Genomic DNA, 17,157 nt, shown 5'->3' on the forward strand with positions numbered 1-17,157 from the left:
GGGGGGGTTGTTCATCCCCCACCTAACTTCTTTGCTCCAGCCGAATTTTGAGGTGGGAGTTTTACTGCCCGCAAATAGCGGGATAAATAAGATATAACCAATAGAAGTGAAAATTTGAAAAGAGGTGCAAAATAGATGAAGATTTCAACAAAAGGCCGCTACGGCTTAACAATTATGATTGATCTTGCAAAAAAGTTTGGTGAAGGTCCAATTTCATTAAAGTCAATTGCGCAGGCACATGACCTATCTGAGCATTATTTAGAGCAATTAATTTCACCACTTCGTAACGCTCGTCTTGTAAAGAGTACGCGTGGTGCATATGGCGGATATGTATTATCTGATCAGCCAGTCAACATTACAGCTGGAGATGTAATTCGTGTACTAGAGGGTCCAATTAGTGTTGTAGAAATGATAGAAGAAGAAGAACCAGCACAACGCCAATTATGGATGCGTGTTCGTGATGCGGTGCAAGAAGTATTAGATAGTACAACTTTAGAAGATTTAGTACGTTATGAGGAAGAAAATCACGGGGGCTATATGTTTTACATTTAATTCCTTGTGAAACGATTTGGAAAGAAGGAGATTTAATGGAACGCATTTACTTAGATCATGCTGCGACATCTCCGACTCACCCAGAAGTGGTCGAAAAGATGATTCCATATATGACAGAAATATTCGGGAATCCGTCTAGCATCCACTTTTATGGACGTCAAACGCGCCATACAGTAGATGAGGCGAGACGTGTTTGTGCACGTAGCATTCACGCGAGTCCAAATGAAATTATATTTACGAGCGGTGGTACAGAAGCTGATAATTTAGCGCTTATAGGTGTAGCACGTGCGAACCGTCATAAAGGTAACCACATTATAACGACGCAAATTGAACACCATGCGATTTTGCATACGTGTGAATTGTTAGAGCGTGAAGGGTTTGATGTGACATATTTACCTGTCGATGAAACAGGACGTGTTCAAGTTTCTGACATACAAAAGGCATTAACAGAAGAGACGATTCTTGTATCTGTTATGTTTGGAAATAATGAAGTAGGGACAATGCAACCAATCGCGGAAATTGGTAAGCTGTTAAAAGAGCATCAAGCTTATTTCCATACAGATGCGGTACAAGCTTACGGTTTAGTAGAAATAGATGTGAAAGAGTTCGGCATTGATTTACTATCAATTTCAGCTCACAAAATTAACGGACCAAAAGGTGTAGGGTTCCTATACGCTGGTGCAAATGTAAAGTTTGAACCATTGTTAATTGGCGGAGAGCAAGAAAGAAAACGCCGTGCTGGTACTGAAAATGTACCTAGTATCGTTGGGTTGCAGCAAGCGATTTTGCTAGCTGAAAAAACTCGTGAGCAAAAAAATGCCCAATATGAAGAGTTTAAAGATATAATGGTATCTGTCTTCAAAAATGAAGGCATTACTTTCGAGGTAAACGGAAATTTGGAATATCGCTTACCACATGTGTTGAATATAAGTTTTACAGGAACGAACATTGAACCGTTTCTTGTAAACTTAGACTTAGCTGGCATTGCAGTATCAAGTGGTTCTGCTTGTACAGCTGGTTCGATTGATCCATCACATGTATTAGTGGCGATGTTCGGAAAAGACTCCGATCAAATACGTTCATCCGTACGCTTTAGTTTCGGTCTTGGAAATACGAAAGAGCAAATTGAAAAAGCGGCGTACGAAACAGTGAAAATCGTGAAGCGATTAACACAAAATTAGCATGGGAGGTGACATGATGAACAAACTACCTCACGAAACACGCGTTGTCATCGGGATGTCCGGTGGCGTCGATTCATCTGTAGCAGCTCTTTTATTAAAAGAGCAAGGTTATGATGTAATCGGAATTTTTATGAAAAACTGGGATGATACAGATGAGAATGGTGTCTGCACAGCGACTGAAGATTACAATGATGTAATTGAAGTGTGTAACCAAATTGGTATTCCCTATTATGCAGTAAACTTTGAAAAACAATACTGGGATAAAGTATTTACGTACTTCTTAGATGAGTACCGAGCTGGTCGTACACCAAACCCAGATGTAATGTGTAACAAAGAAATTAAATTTAAAGCATTTTTAGAGCATGCAATTGCACTTGGTGCTGATTATGTAGCAACAGGCCATTATGCACGCGTTGCATATATGGACGGCGAATATAAAATGCTTCGCGGCGTTGATGACAATAAAGACCAAACATATTTCTTGAATCAATTAAGCCAAGAGCAATTATCAAAAACAATGTTCCCATTAGGTGAATTAAAGAAACCGCAAATTCGTGAAATGGCGACAGAAGCTGGTTTAGCGACAGCGGCGAAGAAAGATAGTACTGGTATTTGCTTCATCGGTGAGCGTAACTTTAAAGATTTCTTAAGTAACTATTTACCGGCGCAACCAGGTGTGATGCAAACATTATCTGGTGAAGTGAAAGGGAAACATGACGGTTTAATGTACTATACAATTGGACAACGTCATGGCCTTGGTATTGGTGGTAATGGTGATCCATGGTTTGCTGTTGGAAAAAACTTAAAAGAAAATATTTTATATGTTGATCAAGGATTCCATAACGAACTTTTATATGGTGATGAAGTTATCGCTACGAATGTAGGATGGGTAAGTAACAAAGTAAAAGAAACCGAATTTAAATGCACAGCGAAATTCCGCTATCGTCAAGCAGACAATAAAGTAACGGTTCAAATCGTTGATGAAAATACAGTTCGTATTCTTTGCGATGAGCCAATTCGTGCGATTACGCCAGGCCAAGCAGTTGTTTTCTATGATGGAGATGAGTGCTTAGGCGGCGCTACTATTGATGAAGTGTATCATAGTGGTAAGAAATTAGATTATTTAGGATAAAACGAGAAGCCTCTGCCGATTAGCGGTTAGAGGTTTCTTTTACATAAAGCGAATTTTCGTTCGCTTGGAAAATACATTCTTTGTTATAATTTGTTGTAGAGGTGAAGGATATGTCAAACAAACTTGAAACAGGTATTCAATATATGCAAGAAGGAAACTGGGAAGAAGCAGCTAAAAATTTTACAGAAGCAATCGAAGAAAATCCGAAAGATGCGCTTGGATACATTAACTTTGCGAATTTATTAGATGTATTAGGTGATAGTGAACGAGCAATTTTATTTTATAAACGTGCATTAGAATTAGATGATAAATCTGCGGCTGCTTATTATGGATTAGGAAACGTATATTACGGCCAAGAGCAATTTACTGAGGCGAAAGCTGTATTTGAACAAGCAATGCAAGCTGGATTACAATCAGCTGATGTAACATTTATGCTAGGTATCACACATGTACAGCTTGGAAATGATCGTCTTGCACTACCATTCTTACAAAGAGCAACGGAATTAGATGAAAACGATGTAGAAGCTGTATTCCAGTGCGGACTTTGCTTTGCACGTTTAGAACATATTCAAGAGGCGAAACCTTATTTTGAAAAGGTATTAGAAATGGATGAAGAGCATGCAGATGCGTATTACAATTTAGGTGTTGCGTACGTATTTGAAGAAAATAATGAGAAGGCTCTCGCTTTATTTAAGAAAGCAACTGAAATTCAGCCAGATCACTTTTTAGCGGGTAATGGCGTTCGTTTATTAGAGCAAGAAGCTGAATAAGATAAAAATATAGTTTAATGGGTAGTTATCCCTCATCTAAAGAGGTGGGGGATGTACTGCTCATTAAAGTGAAAAGAACTCGGGAAGGAGAGGAAAGATGGGAAATCAACATGCCATGGATTTGTTTGAGGAAGAGAAAAAATTTATAAAAGCGCAAGTTCTTCATACCATTTTCCACAACGAAGAAAACCTCTATTCCGTTGTCAGTATGAAAGTCATTGAAACGAATGAAACATACGACGAAAAGAAAGTAATGATAAACGGTCATTTTCCCCGTATGCATGAAGATGAAGTGTTTACATTAACAGGTCATTTTAAAGATCACCCAAAGTATGGGAAACAATACTTAGTTGAAACGTTTAAGAAAGAATTGCCGCAAACAAAAGCGGGTATGGTGCAATATTTAGCGAGCGATTTATTTAAAGGGATTGGAAAGCGTACAGCCGAAAAAATCGTTGATCATCTCGGTGAGCATGCGATTTCTAAAATTATGGATAATCCTGATGCGTTAAATGGTGTTGTAAACAAGCAAAAAGCGCAGGAAATATATGAGACGATTATTGAGCATCAAGGACTCGAAAAAGTGATGAGCTTTTTAAATGGCTACGGTTTTGGAACAAAACTTTCTATTAAAATTTATCAGCAATATAAAGAGATGACATTAGAAGTGATTCGTAATAATCCATATAAGCTTATTGAAGAAGTGGACGGAATTGGATTTGGAAGAGCAGATGATATAGGACGTGCAATAGGAATAACGGGCAATCACGACGACCGTGTACGTGCAGGGTGTTTTTATACGTTAGAGAATATTTCATTGCAACTCGGTCACGTTTATATGGAAAAAGGGCAACTTGTGAGGGAAACGATGTCACTTTTAAATAATCAAGAAGGCAGAGTGACTGAGGAAGATATTGTAGGTTGCGTTGAGATGATGCAAAGCGAAGGGAAAGTTATTATAGAAGAAGAGCGAGTGTATTTAGCTTCTTTATTCTATTCTGAGAAAGGCGTTGTAAAGTCGATTCGTCGTCTTATGAATCAAGAAGAAACTCCTTCATTCCCTGAAGCGGAAGTGTTAAAGACATTAGGGGAAATTGAAGAACAGTTGAAAGTGCAGTATGCGCCGCTTCAGCAAGAAGCAGTTCAAACTGCACTTCATAAGCCGATGATGTTATTAACAGGTGGACCAGGAACAGGGAAAACAACAGTTATTAAAGGGATTGTTGAAATGTATGCATCACTTCACGGGGTATCATTAAATCCGAATGAATATAGTGATGATAATCCATTTCCGATTTTATTAACAGCCCCAACTGGAAGAGCAGCGAAGCGAATGAGTGAATCAACGGGGCTTCCGGCGTGCACAATTCATCGTCTGCTCGGTTGGACGCCAGAAGGGTCTTTCCAGCGTAATGAAACCGATCCAGTACAAGGAAAGTTACTCATTATTGATGAGTTTTCAATGGTTGACATTTGGCTTGCAAATCAGCTATTCAAGTCACTTCCGACAAATATTCAAGTTATCGTTGTAGGTGATGAAGATCAGTTGCCATCTGTAGGACCTGGACAAGTGTTAAAAGACTTATTGAATGCAGGTGCAGTTCCAACAGTCAAGCTTACAGAAATTTATCGTCAAGCGGAAGGGTCATCTGTTATCCAACTTGCCCATGCGATAAAAGATGGTGCGCTTCCGCCAGATTTAGCCGAAAATAAAAAAGATCGTTCCTTTATTTCTTGTACAGGAGCTCAAATCGTTGAAGTTGTAAAAAAAGTATGTGAAAATGCCAAGACAAAAGGATTTAGTGCAAGAGATGTACAAGTATTAGCGCCGATGTACCGTGGGCCTGCTGGTATTAATGTGCTGAATGAAGCATTGCAAGAAGTATTTAATCCGAAAAAAGAAAAGAGTAAAGAAATTGCTTACGGTGATGTTGTATACCGCAGAGGTGATAAAGTACTGCAACTCGTCAATCAGCCAGAGAGCCAAGTGTTTAATGGTGATATCGGAGAAATCGTTTCGGTGTTTTATGCGAAAGAAAACGTTGAGCAACAAGATATGATTATCGTTTCATTTGATGGCATTGAAGTAACGTATACAAAGCCAGATTTAAATCAAATTACACATGCGTATTGCTGCTCGATTCATAAATCACAAGGTAGTGAATTTCCGATTGTTATTATGCCGATTGTAAGAAGCTATAACCGTATGTTACGTCGTAATTTAATTTACACGGGCATTACAAGGAGTAAGAAATTCCTTATTATTTGCGGGGAGGAAGCAGCTTTTCAATCCGGTGTAAATCGCCTTGATGATGCAATGCGTCAAACGACTTTAGCTGGTCGATTGCAAGAATCACAAGGTGAAGTACAGATGGTGACGGTTAATGGTGAAGAAATGGACGTGGAAAACATTTCACCGTATGATTTCATGTAACAAGGTGAAATTATATAGTGAAACTTTCAAACGTATAACGTTGAAAGGCTCTAGCAATGTATAAATGAATGCAGTTTGGACATAATGGCGAATAGAATCTGGGAGACTGTAAGGAGATGAAAGCCATATGTTCAGTTGTCCAAATTGCAAAGGGAAAGACATCGGAAAAATAGGTGTCAACCAATTTTATTGCTGGAATTGTTATATCGAATTATCGGTTTCAAAGGGGAAAATCCATACACATCAAGTAGAAGAAGATGGTTCATTAAGCTCTCTTGATGATTTATTTGATGAAAATGAAAGAACGATCGGATAACGAAAAGGGGGATTTACTTTGAGTCTACGCAATTCATTAATCGCATTAGGTGTTGGAGCTGCAGCATATCAATATGCTCGTAAGCAAGATGTATTTTCAAAACGTAATATGAAAAAAGCGCGTAAGATGATTAAGTCTTATTTATAAGGTGTAAAAAACTCCCTTCATGATAAGGGAGTTTTTTTATGCGCTTGTATGCAAATATAAAAGTCCGATTTCAGAGAAGAGATAAGATAAACCGTAACATCCAACGCCAAGCATTCCATAATGCCATAAGTGCTTCGCTCTTTCTTTTCGCGAGGAGCGAATAAAGAAGCCTTTCCAAATACCAAACCCGATACAAATCCATTCAAGAAGCATAAAAAGTGCGGATAATACAAGCATAAATAAGACCATTATGAGCCCTCCTGATTATATTTTGACATTTTGTATTTTCAGGGGTGGTTGTCCTTATTATGTTAAATATATGTACGTCTTTAAAAAACAGTATGGTCTGTATAAAAAGATTTTAAAACTTTTGCACATAACCTAACCTATTTATTTTCAAAATAAAGGTGGAGGAGGTTTTTCGTGTGAAGAATCTTAAAATCATTTGGATATATCGTTTAGGATTATTGTTACTCGTTTTTCTTTGTTTGCTCGTCTTTTTAAAAATTAAGCCGCTATGGGCACCGATTATTTTTGTATTTAAAGTGGCGATCACACCGTTTTTTATCGCTTGTTTTATTGCGTATTTATTACACCCTTTAATTGAGAAGATCCATAAAGAAGGGATGCCTCGCACACTTGCGATTTTACTCATTTACATTCTTTTCTTTGGTGGAATTGGCTATGGGATTTATAAAGGGACGCCAGTTGTTATAAAGCAGTTACAAGAGATTAATGAACAATTTCCGCAGTTTACGAAAATGTACGATTCTTGGATGGATGGCGTTACAGAACAAACAGCGAATTTCCCATCATTTATTCATGAAAAGGTAAAGCAAATTTTCGTTGGTGTAGAAATGAAGATACAAACGCTTTTAAATAAAGTTATGAGCACAGCCCGTGGTGTATTGGATTCATTGCTCATTATTTTCTTAATTCCGTTCATTGTATTTTACATATTAAAAGATTACGGTGAGTTTTATCATATTTTTTGGAAACTAGTCCCGAGTAAGTGGCGTAGTACGGGTCAAATGCTTGCGAAAGAAATTGATAAGTCACTCGGAAGTTATATTCGAGGACAGTTATTTGTTTGCTTAGTATTAGGGGGAGTATCTGTTCTTTCTTTTTGGTTTATCGGTATGAAATATCCGTTATTACTCGGCATTATTATTGGGGTAACGGATATAATCCCGTACTTTGGTCCTATTTTAGGGGCGATTCCGACATTGATGATTGCAGCGACGGTATCAACGAGTTTACTCGTTAAGGCGGGGATTACGATTGCTATTTTGCAATTTTTGGAAAGTAACATTTTATCGCCTTACATCGTTGGTAAGTCGCTTCGAATGCATCCCGTTATTATTATGCTTGCATTACTAGTTGGGGGAGAGATAGCTGGGATTGTAGGATTGCTAATATCGGTTCCAATTTTAGCAGTTATTCGTACAGTGATTGTTCATGTAAGGCCTCTTTGGAAAAGAGAAGATGTTTAATATGAAGCCCTCTATTTATGATAGAGGGCTAATAATATGGTTATTTAGGGAGTTGTTCTTTTATTTGCTGAACAATCCCGCTCACATCATTTGTTTGAATATGTTTTATTCTTTTCCATTCATCATCATACATAAATACAATTTGATTACTGAAAAGTCGTTTCTGTTCTTTTAGATTAGAAATTTTTGCGAAAGAGTACTCTTCAAATATTGGATTCCTACTTAAATCTGGTCCGTAAAAGAAGAGTCTTTTGTTCGTTAAGATTAACAGTCCTGGCCTTGCGACGGAACGATAAAGTGAAACTTTAATCAGTGGGGAGGGCCATCCCCCACTGATTATTAGTTGAACCAATCGGGCTTTTACGAGCAGTTGATCTCCCGCCTAACTTCCTCGTATTGACTGGATTTTGAGGTGGGAGTCTTACTGCTCGTTAATGCGGGGTATATAAATATATCTAATGAACATGCTGCGTAAAACAATATTGTTTCGTCAGTCGTTAATTTGTTTTTAGCTTTGTTCAATAGGGTTGTCATAGTAATCGCTCCTTTGTTATTAATAATTTAATTGTAACAAAAATACAATATTCAGAAAAGTTTACATAGATATTTTTAGGAGGATAGTGCGATTTATTAATGAATTGCATAATATATTAAAAGGCTGTTAAGAATGAATATTAGAATAACTACGGTTAATAAGTAATTGATACGATATAAATGATTATCTACATTGACAAACTTAAGAGAATTCTATTATATTTAGTCATATAATACATTAAATCAATGACGGAACAAGTACGTTACAGTCCATTTATAGAGAGAAGCTTCCAATGGCTGAAAGAAGCTTTAAATGAAGGGTAACAGAAAGCTAATCCTGAGAGCAGCTAATCACTGCCGTCTTGCCACGTTACGGCACCATGAGGTGATGAATTGATTGTTATAATAATCAATTCATAATTAGGGTGGTATCGCGAGTTAACTCTCGTCCCTTTTATAGGGACGGGAGTTTTTTATATTTAAGGAGGAAAATACAATGAAACAACTAACAGGCGCACAAATTCGTCAAATGTTTTTAGACTTTTTCCAAGAAAAAGGACATGCAGTAGAACCTAGTGCATCACTAGTTCCGCATGAAGATCCATCTCTTTTATGGATTAACAGTGGTGTAGCAACATTAAAAAAATATTTTGATGGACGCGTAATCCCACAAAACCCACGTATTACAAATGCACAAAAATCAATTCGTACAAACGATATTGAAAACGTTGGGAAAACGGCTCGTCACCATACATTCTTTGAAATGTTAGGGAACTTCTCAATCGGTGATTACTTCAAAGAAGAAGCAATTACTTGGGCTTGGGAATTCTTAACGAGCGACAAATGGATCGGATTCGATAAAGAATTACTATCTGTTACAATTCATCCGGAAGATGAAGAAGCATTCACAATTTGGAATGAGAAAATGGGTGTTCCAAAAGAACGTATCATCCGTTTAGAGGAAAACTTCTGGGATATCGGTGAAGGACCAAGTGGACCGAATACAGAGATTTTCTATGACCGCGGTGAAGCTTACGGTAATGACTTTAGTGACCCAGAATTATATCCGGGCGGAGAAAACGAGCGTTACTTAGAAGTATGGAACCTTGTATTCTCTCAATTTAACCATAATCCAGACGGTTCATATACACCGCTTCCTAAGAAAAACATCGATACAGGGATGGGTCTAGAGCGTATGACATCTATCGTTCAAGATGTGCCTACAAACTTTGATACAGACCTATTCATGCCGATGATTGGCGCAACAGAATCAATTTCTGGCGAGAAGTATCGTAATGGCGATTTAGAAAAAGATATGGCATTTAAAGTAATTGCTGACCATATCCGTACTGTAACATTTGCGGTTGGTGACGGAGCACTTCCTTCTAACGAGGGCCGTGGTTATGTATTACGTCGTTTATTACGCCGCGCTGTTCGTTACTCGAAGAAATTAAACATCAATCGTCCATTCATGTTTGAATTAGTACCGGTTGTTGGAGAAGTAATGAAAGACTTCTATCCAGAAGTACTTGAAAAGAAAGATTTCATCGCAAAAGTTGTGAAAAATGAAGAAGAGCGTTTCCATGAAACACTTCATGATGGTGAAGCAATTTTAGGTGAAGTAATTGCAAAAGCGAAAGAAGAAAAAACAACTGTTATTTCTGGTGTAGATGCGTTCCGTCTATACGACACGTACGGTTTCCCGATTGAATTAACAGAAGAATATGCAGAAGAAGCTGGTATGACAGTTGATCAAGCAGGTTTTGAAAGTGAAATGGAGAAACAACGTGAGCGTGCACGTGCTGCTCGTCAAGATGTTGATTCTATGCAAGTTCAAGGCGGTGTACTTGGTGAAGTTAAAGTAGCGAGCGAATTCGTTGGTTACGGTACAGTTGCAACAGAAAGTAACGTTGTTGCACTTGTGAAAAATGGTGAGTACACAGATAGCCTACAAGCTGGTGAAGAAGGACAATTAATGCTTGATGTAACGCCATTCTACGCTGAGAGCGGTGGGCAAATTGCAGACCGTGGTTATCTTCTTGCTGACGGCGTAAAAGTTCTTGTAAAAGACGTACAAAAAGCACCAAATGGTCAAAACTTACACAAAGTTGTTGTTGAAGAAGGTACATTAACGAAAGAAGCGGCTGTAAAAGCTGTTATCGATACGAAAAACCGTAGTAGCGTTGTGAAAAACCATACAGCAACTCACTTACTGCACCAAGCATTAAAAGATGTACTTGGAACGCATGTTAACCAAGCGGGTTCTCTTGTAACATCTGAACGTTTACGTTTTGATTTCTCTCACTTCGGGCAAGTACAAGCTGACGAATTAGAAAAAATTGAGCGTATCGTAAACGAAAAAATTTGGGAAAGTATTGATGTTATGATTTCTCAAAAAGCAATTGAAGAAGCGAAAGAAATGGGCGCGATGGCATTATTCGGTGAAAAATACGGCGATGTTGTACGAGTTGTGCAAGTAGGCGATTACAGCTTAGAGCTTTGCGGTGGTTGTCATGTTGATAACACAGCTTCTATCGGTATTTTCAAAATCGTTGCTGAGTCTGGTATCGGTGCAGGAACACGTCGTATTGAGGCGGTAACTGGTAAATCTGCATACGAATTAATGAACGATCAAGTAGGTTTATTAAAAGAAGCAGCAGGAAAAATGAAAACAAATCCGAAAGATATTTTAACGAGAGTTGATGGTTTATTTGCTGAAGTAAAACAACTTCAAAAAGAAAACGAATCTCTCGCTGCGAAATTAAGCAATATCGAAGCTGGAAACTTAACTGATTCAGTAATGACAGTTGATGGCGTGAACGTATTAGCGGCGAAAGTAAATGTTGCAGATATGAACAACTTACGTACAATGATGGATGACCTTAAAAATAAATTAGAGTCTGCAGTTGTTGTATTAACGTCTGTAAATGACGATAAAGTAAATATTCTAGCTGGCGTAACGAAAGATTTAATTAGTCAAGGTTACCATGCAGGTAAACTTGTGAAAGAAGTAGCTTCTCGTTGTGGAGGTGGCGGTGGTGGCCGTCCTGACATGGCTCAAGCAGGTGGTAAAAACCCAGCGCAAGTAGAGGAAGCTTTAGCATTTGTACAAGAGTACGTTAAATCTGTTTCAAAATAAAGAGATAGTAGTGTACAATGGTAGGGAGAGGAGAAGTTCTTCTCCCTATACTTACTACTTACAAGTGAGGTGCTTGAAATGGACGGTTTTGATAAGACAATGAAGTTTAGCATTCAAGATGAAAAACAGAGTGTCCATGTAAATGATGTACTTTTAACTGTGTATGATGCACTTCAAGAAAAAGGTTATAATCCGATTAACCAAATCGTCGGTTATTTATTAAGTGGAGATCCAGCATACATACCTCGCCATAAAGATGCACGAAGCATCATTCGCAAGCTTGAACGTGATGAGTTAATTGAAGAGCTTGTGAAGTCTTACTTGAAACATCATCGTGAGGAGTAGTTTATGCGGATATTAGGTTTAGATGTTGGTACTAAAACAGTCGGTGTTGCAATGAGCGATGAAATGGGCTGGACAGCGCAAGGACTGGAAACGATTAAGATTAACGAAGAACGAGGTCACTTTGGTTTTGACCGTATTTCTGAGTTAGTAAAACAGTACGATGTGGACAAAATAGTAGTAGGTTTACCTAAAAATATGAATGGTACAATTGGCCCGCGTGGTGAAGCTTGCCAACAATTTGCAGAAAACCTACAGAATCTGTTACAATTAGAAGTTGTAATGTGGGACGAGCGCTTGTCGACGATGGCAGCGGAACGTCTGCTCATTTCAGCTGATGTGAGCCGTAAGAAGCGAAAACAGGTAATCGATAAGATGGCTGCAGTCGTAATCTTACAAGGATTTTTAGATAGTAAATAAGAGGTGACCAAAATGGAAGAAAATCAAATTACAATTGTAGACGAAAAAGGAAACGAACATTTATGTGAAATTATTTTCACTTTTGATGCTGAAAAATTCGGCAAAAAATCATATGTAGTCTTCTCTCCAATCGGTGAAGTAGACGAAGATGGAGACCAAATCTTCGATGCAATGGCATACGAGCAAAACGAAGAAGAGGGTGGAACATTACTTTCAATCGAATCTGAAGAAGAGTGGGAAATGGTACAAGAAATGTTTAACACTCTTGCTGAAGAGCAAGACGAAGAATAGTAATGGATAAAAAGGCGAACTGTGTACACAGTTCGCCTTTTTTGTATTCATATGCAAAATGACAGATTTTTTGTCGAAACTACTTAATTGTTTATAGTATAATAAGACGGGTTGTATGAAATGAGGATTTAAATGAGCAGCTTTCACCAATTATTTAGAAATGATTGGTTTTGCTTTATGTTTGTAGGGCATTGTATAGAGGAAGTGTATATGGTCTACAATTGAATAAGGAGGAAGAATTTTGGTAGAGAATCAAGTGAAGAAGAAGCGTAGACGCATTTTTTTAATTTCGATTATCGCACTGCTTTTAGTTTGTGGATCAGTCTATGCGTATATTTCATCTGCATTAGGACCAGTTGATAGTGGAAATAAAAAAGAGATTGAGGTAGAGATTCCAAAGGGGTCATCTACAAGTAAAATCGGTGAGATTTTAGAAGAAAAAGGTGCTGTGAAAAGCGGTACAGTTTTTAGTTTTTATACGAAATTTAAGTCGAAAAGCTTACAAGCAGGTACATATTTATTAAATCCTTCGATGAGTGCTCAAGATGTTATTGAACAAATGTCATCTGGCAACGTACATCGTCCGGCTCTTTATAAAGTGACGATTAAAGAAGGAGCGCAAGTAACTGAAATTGCTGAAGTGATTGCGGCAGAATTAAAGTGGAATAAAGATGATGTTGTGCGTCAATTAAACGATAAAGCATTTATTCAAAAAATGCAGCAAAAGTATCCGAAGCTATTAACGGATAAAATTTTTGATAGCAACATTAAATATCCGCTAGAAGGATACTTATATCCAGCAACGTATTCTTTCTATAAAAAGGATACGAAATTAGAAGAAATTGTAATCCCAATGCTTGAGAAAACAAATGCAATTATTGTTCAAAATGAGGCGAAAATGAAAGCGAAGAACTGGGATGTTCATCAACTTCTCACGTTGTCTTCACTTATTGAAGAAGAGGCCACTGGCTTTACAGATCGTCAGAAAATCTCTAGTGTTTTCTATAATCGTTTAGCGAAAGGTATGCCGCTTCAAACGGATCCGACGGTATTATACGCGCTTGGAAAGCATAAAGAACGTGTATTATACGAAGACTTGAAAGTAAACTCACCGTACAATACGTATGTTGTGAAAGGATTGCCAGTTGGACCGATTGCAAACTCTGGTAAACATTCAGTGGAAGCAGCGTTAAATCCTGCGCAAACAGATTATTATTATTTCTTAGCTGCACCAAGTGGTGAAGTGTATTATGCGAAAACGTTAGAAGAACATAATGCATTAAAGCAAAAATACATTACGAAAAAACAGTGAAATGGGGAGGGGTAGCGAAAAAGGTCGCACATCCCTCTTTTTTGTGGTAAAATATATCGGGTTAAAAACTGGCAGAAGAATCGTTTTTAATATCAAAACGGGATGTACAAGCTTAGGGTGAAACTGGCTTGTATTTTTATTGCATTCTATGTGTGAAAAGACAAAGATTGACGCGTCATAGAGGCACTTCTCCATGTAAATAAGGAGGACCAATTATGGAGGATGCAGTTAACGAGTACCTATTATCATTTATTGATCCGAAAGATAAATTAATTCTTGAAATGGAAGAGTATGCAACTGAAAACCATGTGCCGATTATGGATCGACTTGGAATGGAATTTATGCTGCAATTTTTACGTTTAATTGGACCGGAAAGTATTTTAGAACTTGGAACAGCAATCGGTTATTCTAGTATTCGTATGATGCAAGCTATTCCGAACTCTCGCATTGTGACAGTAGAGCGCAATCGTGAACGATATGAAAAGGCACTTGAATATATAGAATGTTCCCCGGTAACAGACCGGATTTCTGTTATTTACGGTGATGCTTTAGAAACGGGCGAACAAGTGAAAGAACATGGAACATTTGATGTTATTTTTATTGATGCAGCGAAAGGACAGTATCGTCGCTTTTTTGACTTATACGAACCGTTATTAAACCCTGGTGGCGTTATTATTTCAGATAACGTTATGTACCATGGCCTTGTGACGACAAAAGAGACAATTGAAAATAGACGTACGCGTGGTTTGATTCGTCGTATTAAGACGTACAATGAATGGCTTATGAACCATGAAGGATATGATACAACGATTTTCCCAATTGGCGATGGAGTGGCTGTAAGTAAAAAGAGAGGGTGACAAAAGTATGAAGAAACCTGAATTGTTAGTAACGCCTAGAGCGGTGGCGGATATTGAACCTCTTGTGAAAGCAGGGGCAGATGCAGTAATGGTTGGTGAACAAAAGTTTGGTTTACGTTTGGCAGGAGAGTTTTCACGTGAAAATGTGGAACAAGCTGTAAACATTGCACATGAAAATGGTGTGAAAGTATACGTTGCAATGAATGCGATGTTCCACAATGATAAAGTAGAAGAATTAACGGACTACGTTGCATTTTTAAATGAGGTAAATGTAGATGCGATTGTTTTCGGAGATCCAGCGGTATTAATGGCTGTTCGTGAAGTTGCACCAAACATGAAGTTGCACTGGAATACAGAAACAACAGCAACAAACTGGTTTACTTGTAACTATTGGGGACAAAGAGGAGCGAAACGCGCTGTATTAGCTCGTGAGCTTAGCTTAGATGAGATTGCTGAGTTAAAAGAAAATGCTGAAGTGGAACTTGAAGTGCAAATTCACGGTATGACTTGCATGTTCCAATCGAAGCGTTCACTAGTAGGAAACTACTTTGAGTATCAAGGGCGTAATCTCGATATCGAAAAGAAAAAGTATGAAGAGAATATGTTCTTATACGATCCAGAACGTAATAACAAATATCCAATTTATGAAGATGAAAATGGTACTCACATTATGAGTCCGAATGATATTTGTTTCATCGATGAGTTAGAGGAACTAATCGATGCTGAAGTCGATAGCTTAAAAATTGATGGTGTCCTAAAAAGTTCTGAATACATTATTGAGGTAACGAAGAAATATCGTAAGGCGATTGATTTATGTGTAGAAGATCGTGATGCGTATTATGACGTGAAAGATGATTTATTTAAAGAGATAGAAGAAATACAACCGGTAAACCGTCCGTTAGATACAGGATTCTTCTTTAAAGAAACGGTTTACTAAACGAGGAGGGTGTAGGAAATGACTGTACAAGAAATTTCACGAGTGATCGATGGCAAACGCGTTATTGTGAAAAAACCTGAACTGTTAATCCCTGCGGGTAACTTAGAAAAATTAAAAGTAGCTATCCATTATGGGGCAGATGCTGTATATTTAGGTGGACAAGAATTTGGTCTTCGTTCTAATGCAGGTAACTTTACGCTGGAAGACATGGCAGAAGGCGTTGAATTTGCAAAGAAATATGGAGCGAAAATATACGTAACAACAAATATTTTTGCACATAATGAAAATATGGATGGGCTAGAGGAATATTTAAAAGGGATTGAAAAAGCTGGCGTAACGGGAATTATCGTTGCCGATCCGCTTATTATTGAGACATGTAAACGTGTAGCGCCTTCTGTTGAGGTGCATTTAAGTACACAACAATCACTATCCAACTGGAAAGCAGCACAGTATTGGAAAGAAGAAGGTTTACATCGTCTTGTATTAGCTCGTGAAGCAAGCTATGAAGAAATGAAAGAAATTAAAGAAAAAGTTGATATTGAAATTGAAGCATTCGTCCATGGTGCAATGTGTATCGCGTATTCAGGGAGATGTACATTAAGTAACCATATGACAGCGCGTGACTCTAACCGTGGTGGTTGTTGTCAATCTTGCCGCTGGGATTATGATTTAGTTCAAACGGTATCACAACATAAAGATGCAAAAGAGCTACCTCTATTCCAAGAAGAAGATGCTCACTTTGCGATGAGCCCAAAAGATTTAAATTTAATTTTATCAATTCCGAAAATGATTGAAATTGGAATTGATAGCTTAAAAGTTGAAGGACGTATGAAATCTATCCATTACGTAGCGACTGTAGCAACTGTATATCGTAAAGTAATTGATGCGTATTGTGCGGATCCGGATAACTTTGAGTTTAAACAAGAATGGTTAGATGAGCTTGATAAATGTGCAAATCGTGATACAGCTCCTGCATTCTTTGAAGGGGTTCCAGGACATCAAGAGCAAATGTTTGGAAATCATAGTAAGAAAACAACGTATGATTTTGCTGGTTTAGTGTTAGATTATAATGAAGAAACGGGCATCGTAACGCTTGAGCAACGTAATCACTTCAAACCAGGACATGAAGTGGAGTTCTTTGGACCAGAAATAGAAAACTTTACGCAGACGGTGGAGAAAATTTGGGATGAGGATGGAAACGAATTAGATGCAGCGAGACATCCGTTGCAAATCGTGAAATTCAAAGTGGATCAACCAGTGTATGTGAATAATATGATGCGCAAAAACATACTTCAATAAG

Annotated in this window: 17 protein-coding genes, 1 pseudogene and 1 other annotated feature; of the genes and pseudogenes, 16 read left to right on the forward strand and 2 right to left on the reverse strand. The window is 37.9% G+C overall.

Going from position 1 to position 17,157, the window contains the following annotated elements:
• Positions 1-135: 135 nt before the first annotated feature.
• From cymR to KI356_RS02055, 7 genes are all read left to right on the forward strand, one after another.
• Positions 136-552, forward strand: coding sequence for a cysteine metabolism transcriptional regulator CymR (cymR, locus tag KI356_RS02025; RefSeq protein WP_000704117.1), 417 nt, complete (start codon positions 136-138; stop codon positions 550-552).
• 35 nt (positions 553-587) lie between these two features.
• Positions 588-1,733, forward strand: a complete 1,146-nt coding sequence (locus tag KI356_RS02030) for a cysteine desulfurase family protein (RefSeq protein WP_128280869.1) — start codon at positions 588-590, stop codon at positions 1,731-1,733.
• Positions 1,734-1,749: 16 nt separating this feature from the next.
• On the forward strand, positions 1,750-2,865 hold the full coding sequence (gene mnmA, locus KI356_RS02035) for a tRNA 2-thiouridine(34) synthase MnmA (protein ID WP_128280870.1): 1,116 nt from the start codon (positions 1,750-1,752) through the stop codon (positions 2,863-2,865).
• Between the two features lie 110 nt (positions 2,866-2,975).
• Positions 2,976-3,635, forward strand: a complete 660-nt coding sequence (locus KI356_RS02040) for a tetratricopeptide repeat protein (protein ID WP_000066406.1) — start codon at positions 2,976-2,978, stop codon at positions 3,633-3,635.
• 97 nt (positions 3,636-3,732) lie between these two features.
• On the forward strand, positions 3,733-6,069 hold the full coding sequence (recD2, locus tag KI356_RS02045; RefSeq protein ID WP_212934669.1) for an SF1B family DNA helicase RecD2: 2,337 nt from the start codon (positions 3,733-3,735) through the stop codon (positions 6,067-6,069).
• 127 nt (positions 6,070-6,196) lie between these two features.
• Positions 6,197-6,385, forward strand: coding sequence for a YrzR-like zinc ribbon domain (locus tag KI356_RS02050; RefSeq protein ID WP_000490499.1), 189 nt, complete (start codon positions 6,197-6,199; stop codon positions 6,383-6,385).
• An 18-nt stretch (positions 6,386-6,403) separates the two neighbouring features.
• Positions 6,404-6,532, forward strand: coding sequence for a YrzQ family protein (locus KI356_RS02055; RefSeq protein ID WP_128280872.1), 129 nt, complete (start codon positions 6,404-6,406; stop codon positions 6,530-6,532).
• Between the two features lie 36 nt (positions 6,533-6,568).
• Here KI356_RS02055 and KI356_RS02060 read toward each other — a convergent pair whose 3' ends face one another.
• On the reverse strand, positions 6,569-6,781 hold the full coding sequence (locus KI356_RS02060; RefSeq protein WP_002122697.1) for a hypothetical protein: 213 nt from the start codon (positions 6,779-6,781) through the stop codon (positions 6,569-6,571).
• A gap of 176 nt (positions 6,782-6,957) precedes the next feature.
• On the opposite strand from KI356_RS02060, the gene KI356_RS02065 reads away from it, so the two are divergent.
• A complete protein-coding gene (locus KI356_RS02065) occupies positions 6,958-8,025 on the forward strand; it encodes an AI-2E family transporter (protein WP_128280873.1) in 1,068 nt (355 codons plus the stop codon).
• A 40-nt stretch (positions 8,026-8,065) separates the two neighbouring features.
• On the opposite strand, the pseudogene KI356_RS28670 reads toward KI356_RS02065, so the two are convergent.
• Positions 8,066-8,559: pseudogene (locus KI356_RS28670) on the reverse strand (PH domain-containing protein).
• Positions 8,560-8,796: 237 nt separating this feature from the next.
• Positions 8,797-9,015, forward strand: a binding site (T-box leader).
• A 40-nt stretch (positions 9,016-9,055) separates the two neighbouring features.
• Here KI356_RS28670 and alaS point away from each other — a divergent pair.
• The 8 genes from alaS (at position 9,056) to KI356_RS02110 (ending at position 17,156) form a co-directional block, all read left to right on the forward strand.
• Positions 9,056-11,698 carry an alanine--tRNA ligase gene (gene alaS / locus KI356_RS02075; RefSeq protein WP_212934671.1) on the forward strand — a complete coding sequence of 881 codons (2,643 nt, stop codon included), beginning with the start codon at positions 9,056-9,058 and terminating at the stop codon, positions 11,696-11,698.
• 78 nt (positions 11,699-11,776) lie between these two features.
• Positions 11,777-12,043 carry an IreB family regulatory phosphoprotein gene (locus KI356_RS02080; RefSeq protein WP_000348590.1) on the forward strand — a complete coding sequence of 89 codons (267 nt, stop codon included), beginning with the start codon at positions 11,777-11,779 and terminating at the stop codon, positions 12,041-12,043.
• Between the two features lie 3 nt (positions 12,044-12,046).
• Complete coding sequence (gene ruvX / locus KI356_RS02085) at positions 12,047-12,460, forward strand: Holliday junction resolvase RuvX (protein ID WP_128280876.1); 414 nt, start codon at positions 12,047-12,049, stop codon at positions 12,458-12,460.
• A 12-nt stretch (positions 12,461-12,472) separates the two neighbouring features.
• Complete coding sequence (locus KI356_RS02090; protein WP_002122689.1) at positions 12,473-12,751, forward strand: DUF1292 domain-containing protein; 279 nt, start codon at positions 12,473-12,475, stop codon at positions 12,749-12,751.
• 241 nt (positions 12,752-12,992) lie between these two features.
• A complete protein-coding gene (gene mltG, locus KI356_RS02095) occupies positions 12,993-14,063 on the forward strand; it encodes an endolytic transglycosylase MltG (RefSeq protein WP_128280877.1) in 1,071 nt (356 codons plus the stop codon).
• A gap of 215 nt (positions 14,064-14,278) precedes the next feature.
• Positions 14,279-14,920 carry an O-methyltransferase gene (locus tag KI356_RS02100; RefSeq protein ID WP_212934672.1) on the forward strand — a complete coding sequence of 214 codons (642 nt, stop codon included), beginning with the start codon at positions 14,279-14,281 and terminating at the stop codon, positions 14,918-14,920.
• A 7-nt stretch (positions 14,921-14,927) separates the two neighbouring features.
• On the forward strand, positions 14,928-15,857 hold the full coding sequence (locus KI356_RS02105) for a peptidase U32 family protein (RefSeq protein ID WP_212934673.1): 930 nt from the start codon (positions 14,928-14,930) through the stop codon (positions 15,855-15,857).
• A gap of 18 nt (positions 15,858-15,875) precedes the next feature.
• Positions 15,876-17,156, forward strand: coding sequence for a peptidase U32 family protein (locus KI356_RS02110; protein ID WP_002111968.1), 1,281 nt, complete (start codon positions 15,876-15,878; stop codon positions 17,154-17,156).
• Position 17,157 lies beyond the last annotated feature (1 nt).

The organism is Bacillus hominis, from assembly GCF_018332515.1.
Lineage (GTDB): Bacteria > Bacillota > Bacilli > Bacillales > Bacillaceae_G > Bacillus_A > Bacillus_A hominis.

What these genes read in the sequence shown, in the direction of transcription:
- cymR (WP_000704117.1), top strand. Translation starts at nt 136, where the DNA reads ATGAAGATTTCAACAAAAGGCCGCTACGGCTTAACAATTATGATTGAT.
- KI356_RS02030 (WP_128280869.1), top strand. Translation starts at nt 588, where the DNA reads ATGGAACGCATTTACTTAGATCATGCTGCGACATCTCCGACTCACCCA.
- mnmA (WP_128280870.1), top strand. Translation starts at nt 1,750, where the DNA reads ATGAACAAACTACCTCACGAAACACGCGTTGTCATCGGGATGTCCGGT.
- KI356_RS02040 (WP_000066406.1), top strand. Translation starts at nt 2,976, where the DNA reads ATGTCAAACAAACTTGAAACAGGTATTCAATATATGCAAGAAGGAAAC.
- recD2 (WP_212934669.1), top strand. Translation starts at nt 3,733, where the DNA reads ATGGGAAATCAACATGCCATGGATTTGTTTGAGGAAGAGAAAAAATTT.
- KI356_RS02050 (WP_000490499.1), top strand. Translation starts at nt 6,197, where the DNA reads ATGTTCAGTTGTCCAAATTGCAAAGGGAAAGACATCGGAAAAATAGGT.
- KI356_RS02060 (WP_002122697.1), bottom strand. Translation starts at nt 6,781, where the DNA reads ATGGTCTTATTTATGCTTGTATTATCCGCACTTTTTATGCTTCTTGAA.
- alaS (WP_212934671.1), top strand. Translation starts at nt 9,056, where the DNA reads ATGAAACAACTAACAGGCGCACAAATTCGTCAAATGTTTTTAGACTTT.
- KI356_RS02080 (WP_000348590.1), top strand. Translation starts at nt 11,777, where the DNA reads ATGGACGGTTTTGATAAGACAATGAAGTTTAGCATTCAAGATGAAAAA.
- ruvX (WP_128280876.1), top strand. Translation starts at nt 12,047, where the DNA reads ATGCGGATATTAGGTTTAGATGTTGGTACTAAAACAGTCGGTGTTGCA.
- KI356_RS02090 (WP_002122689.1), top strand. Translation starts at nt 12,473, where the DNA reads ATGGAAGAAAATCAAATTACAATTGTAGACGAAAAAGGAAACGAACAT.
- KI356_RS02100 (WP_212934672.1), top strand. Translation starts at nt 14,279, where the DNA reads ATGGAGGATGCAGTTAACGAGTACCTATTATCATTTATTGATCCGAAA.
- KI356_RS02105 (WP_212934673.1), top strand. Translation starts at nt 14,928, where the DNA reads ATGAAGAAACCTGAATTGTTAGTAACGCCTAGAGCGGTGGCGGATATT.
- KI356_RS02110 (WP_002111968.1), top strand. Translation starts at nt 15,876, where the DNA reads ATGACTGTACAAGAAATTTCACGAGTGATCGATGGCAAACGCGTTATT.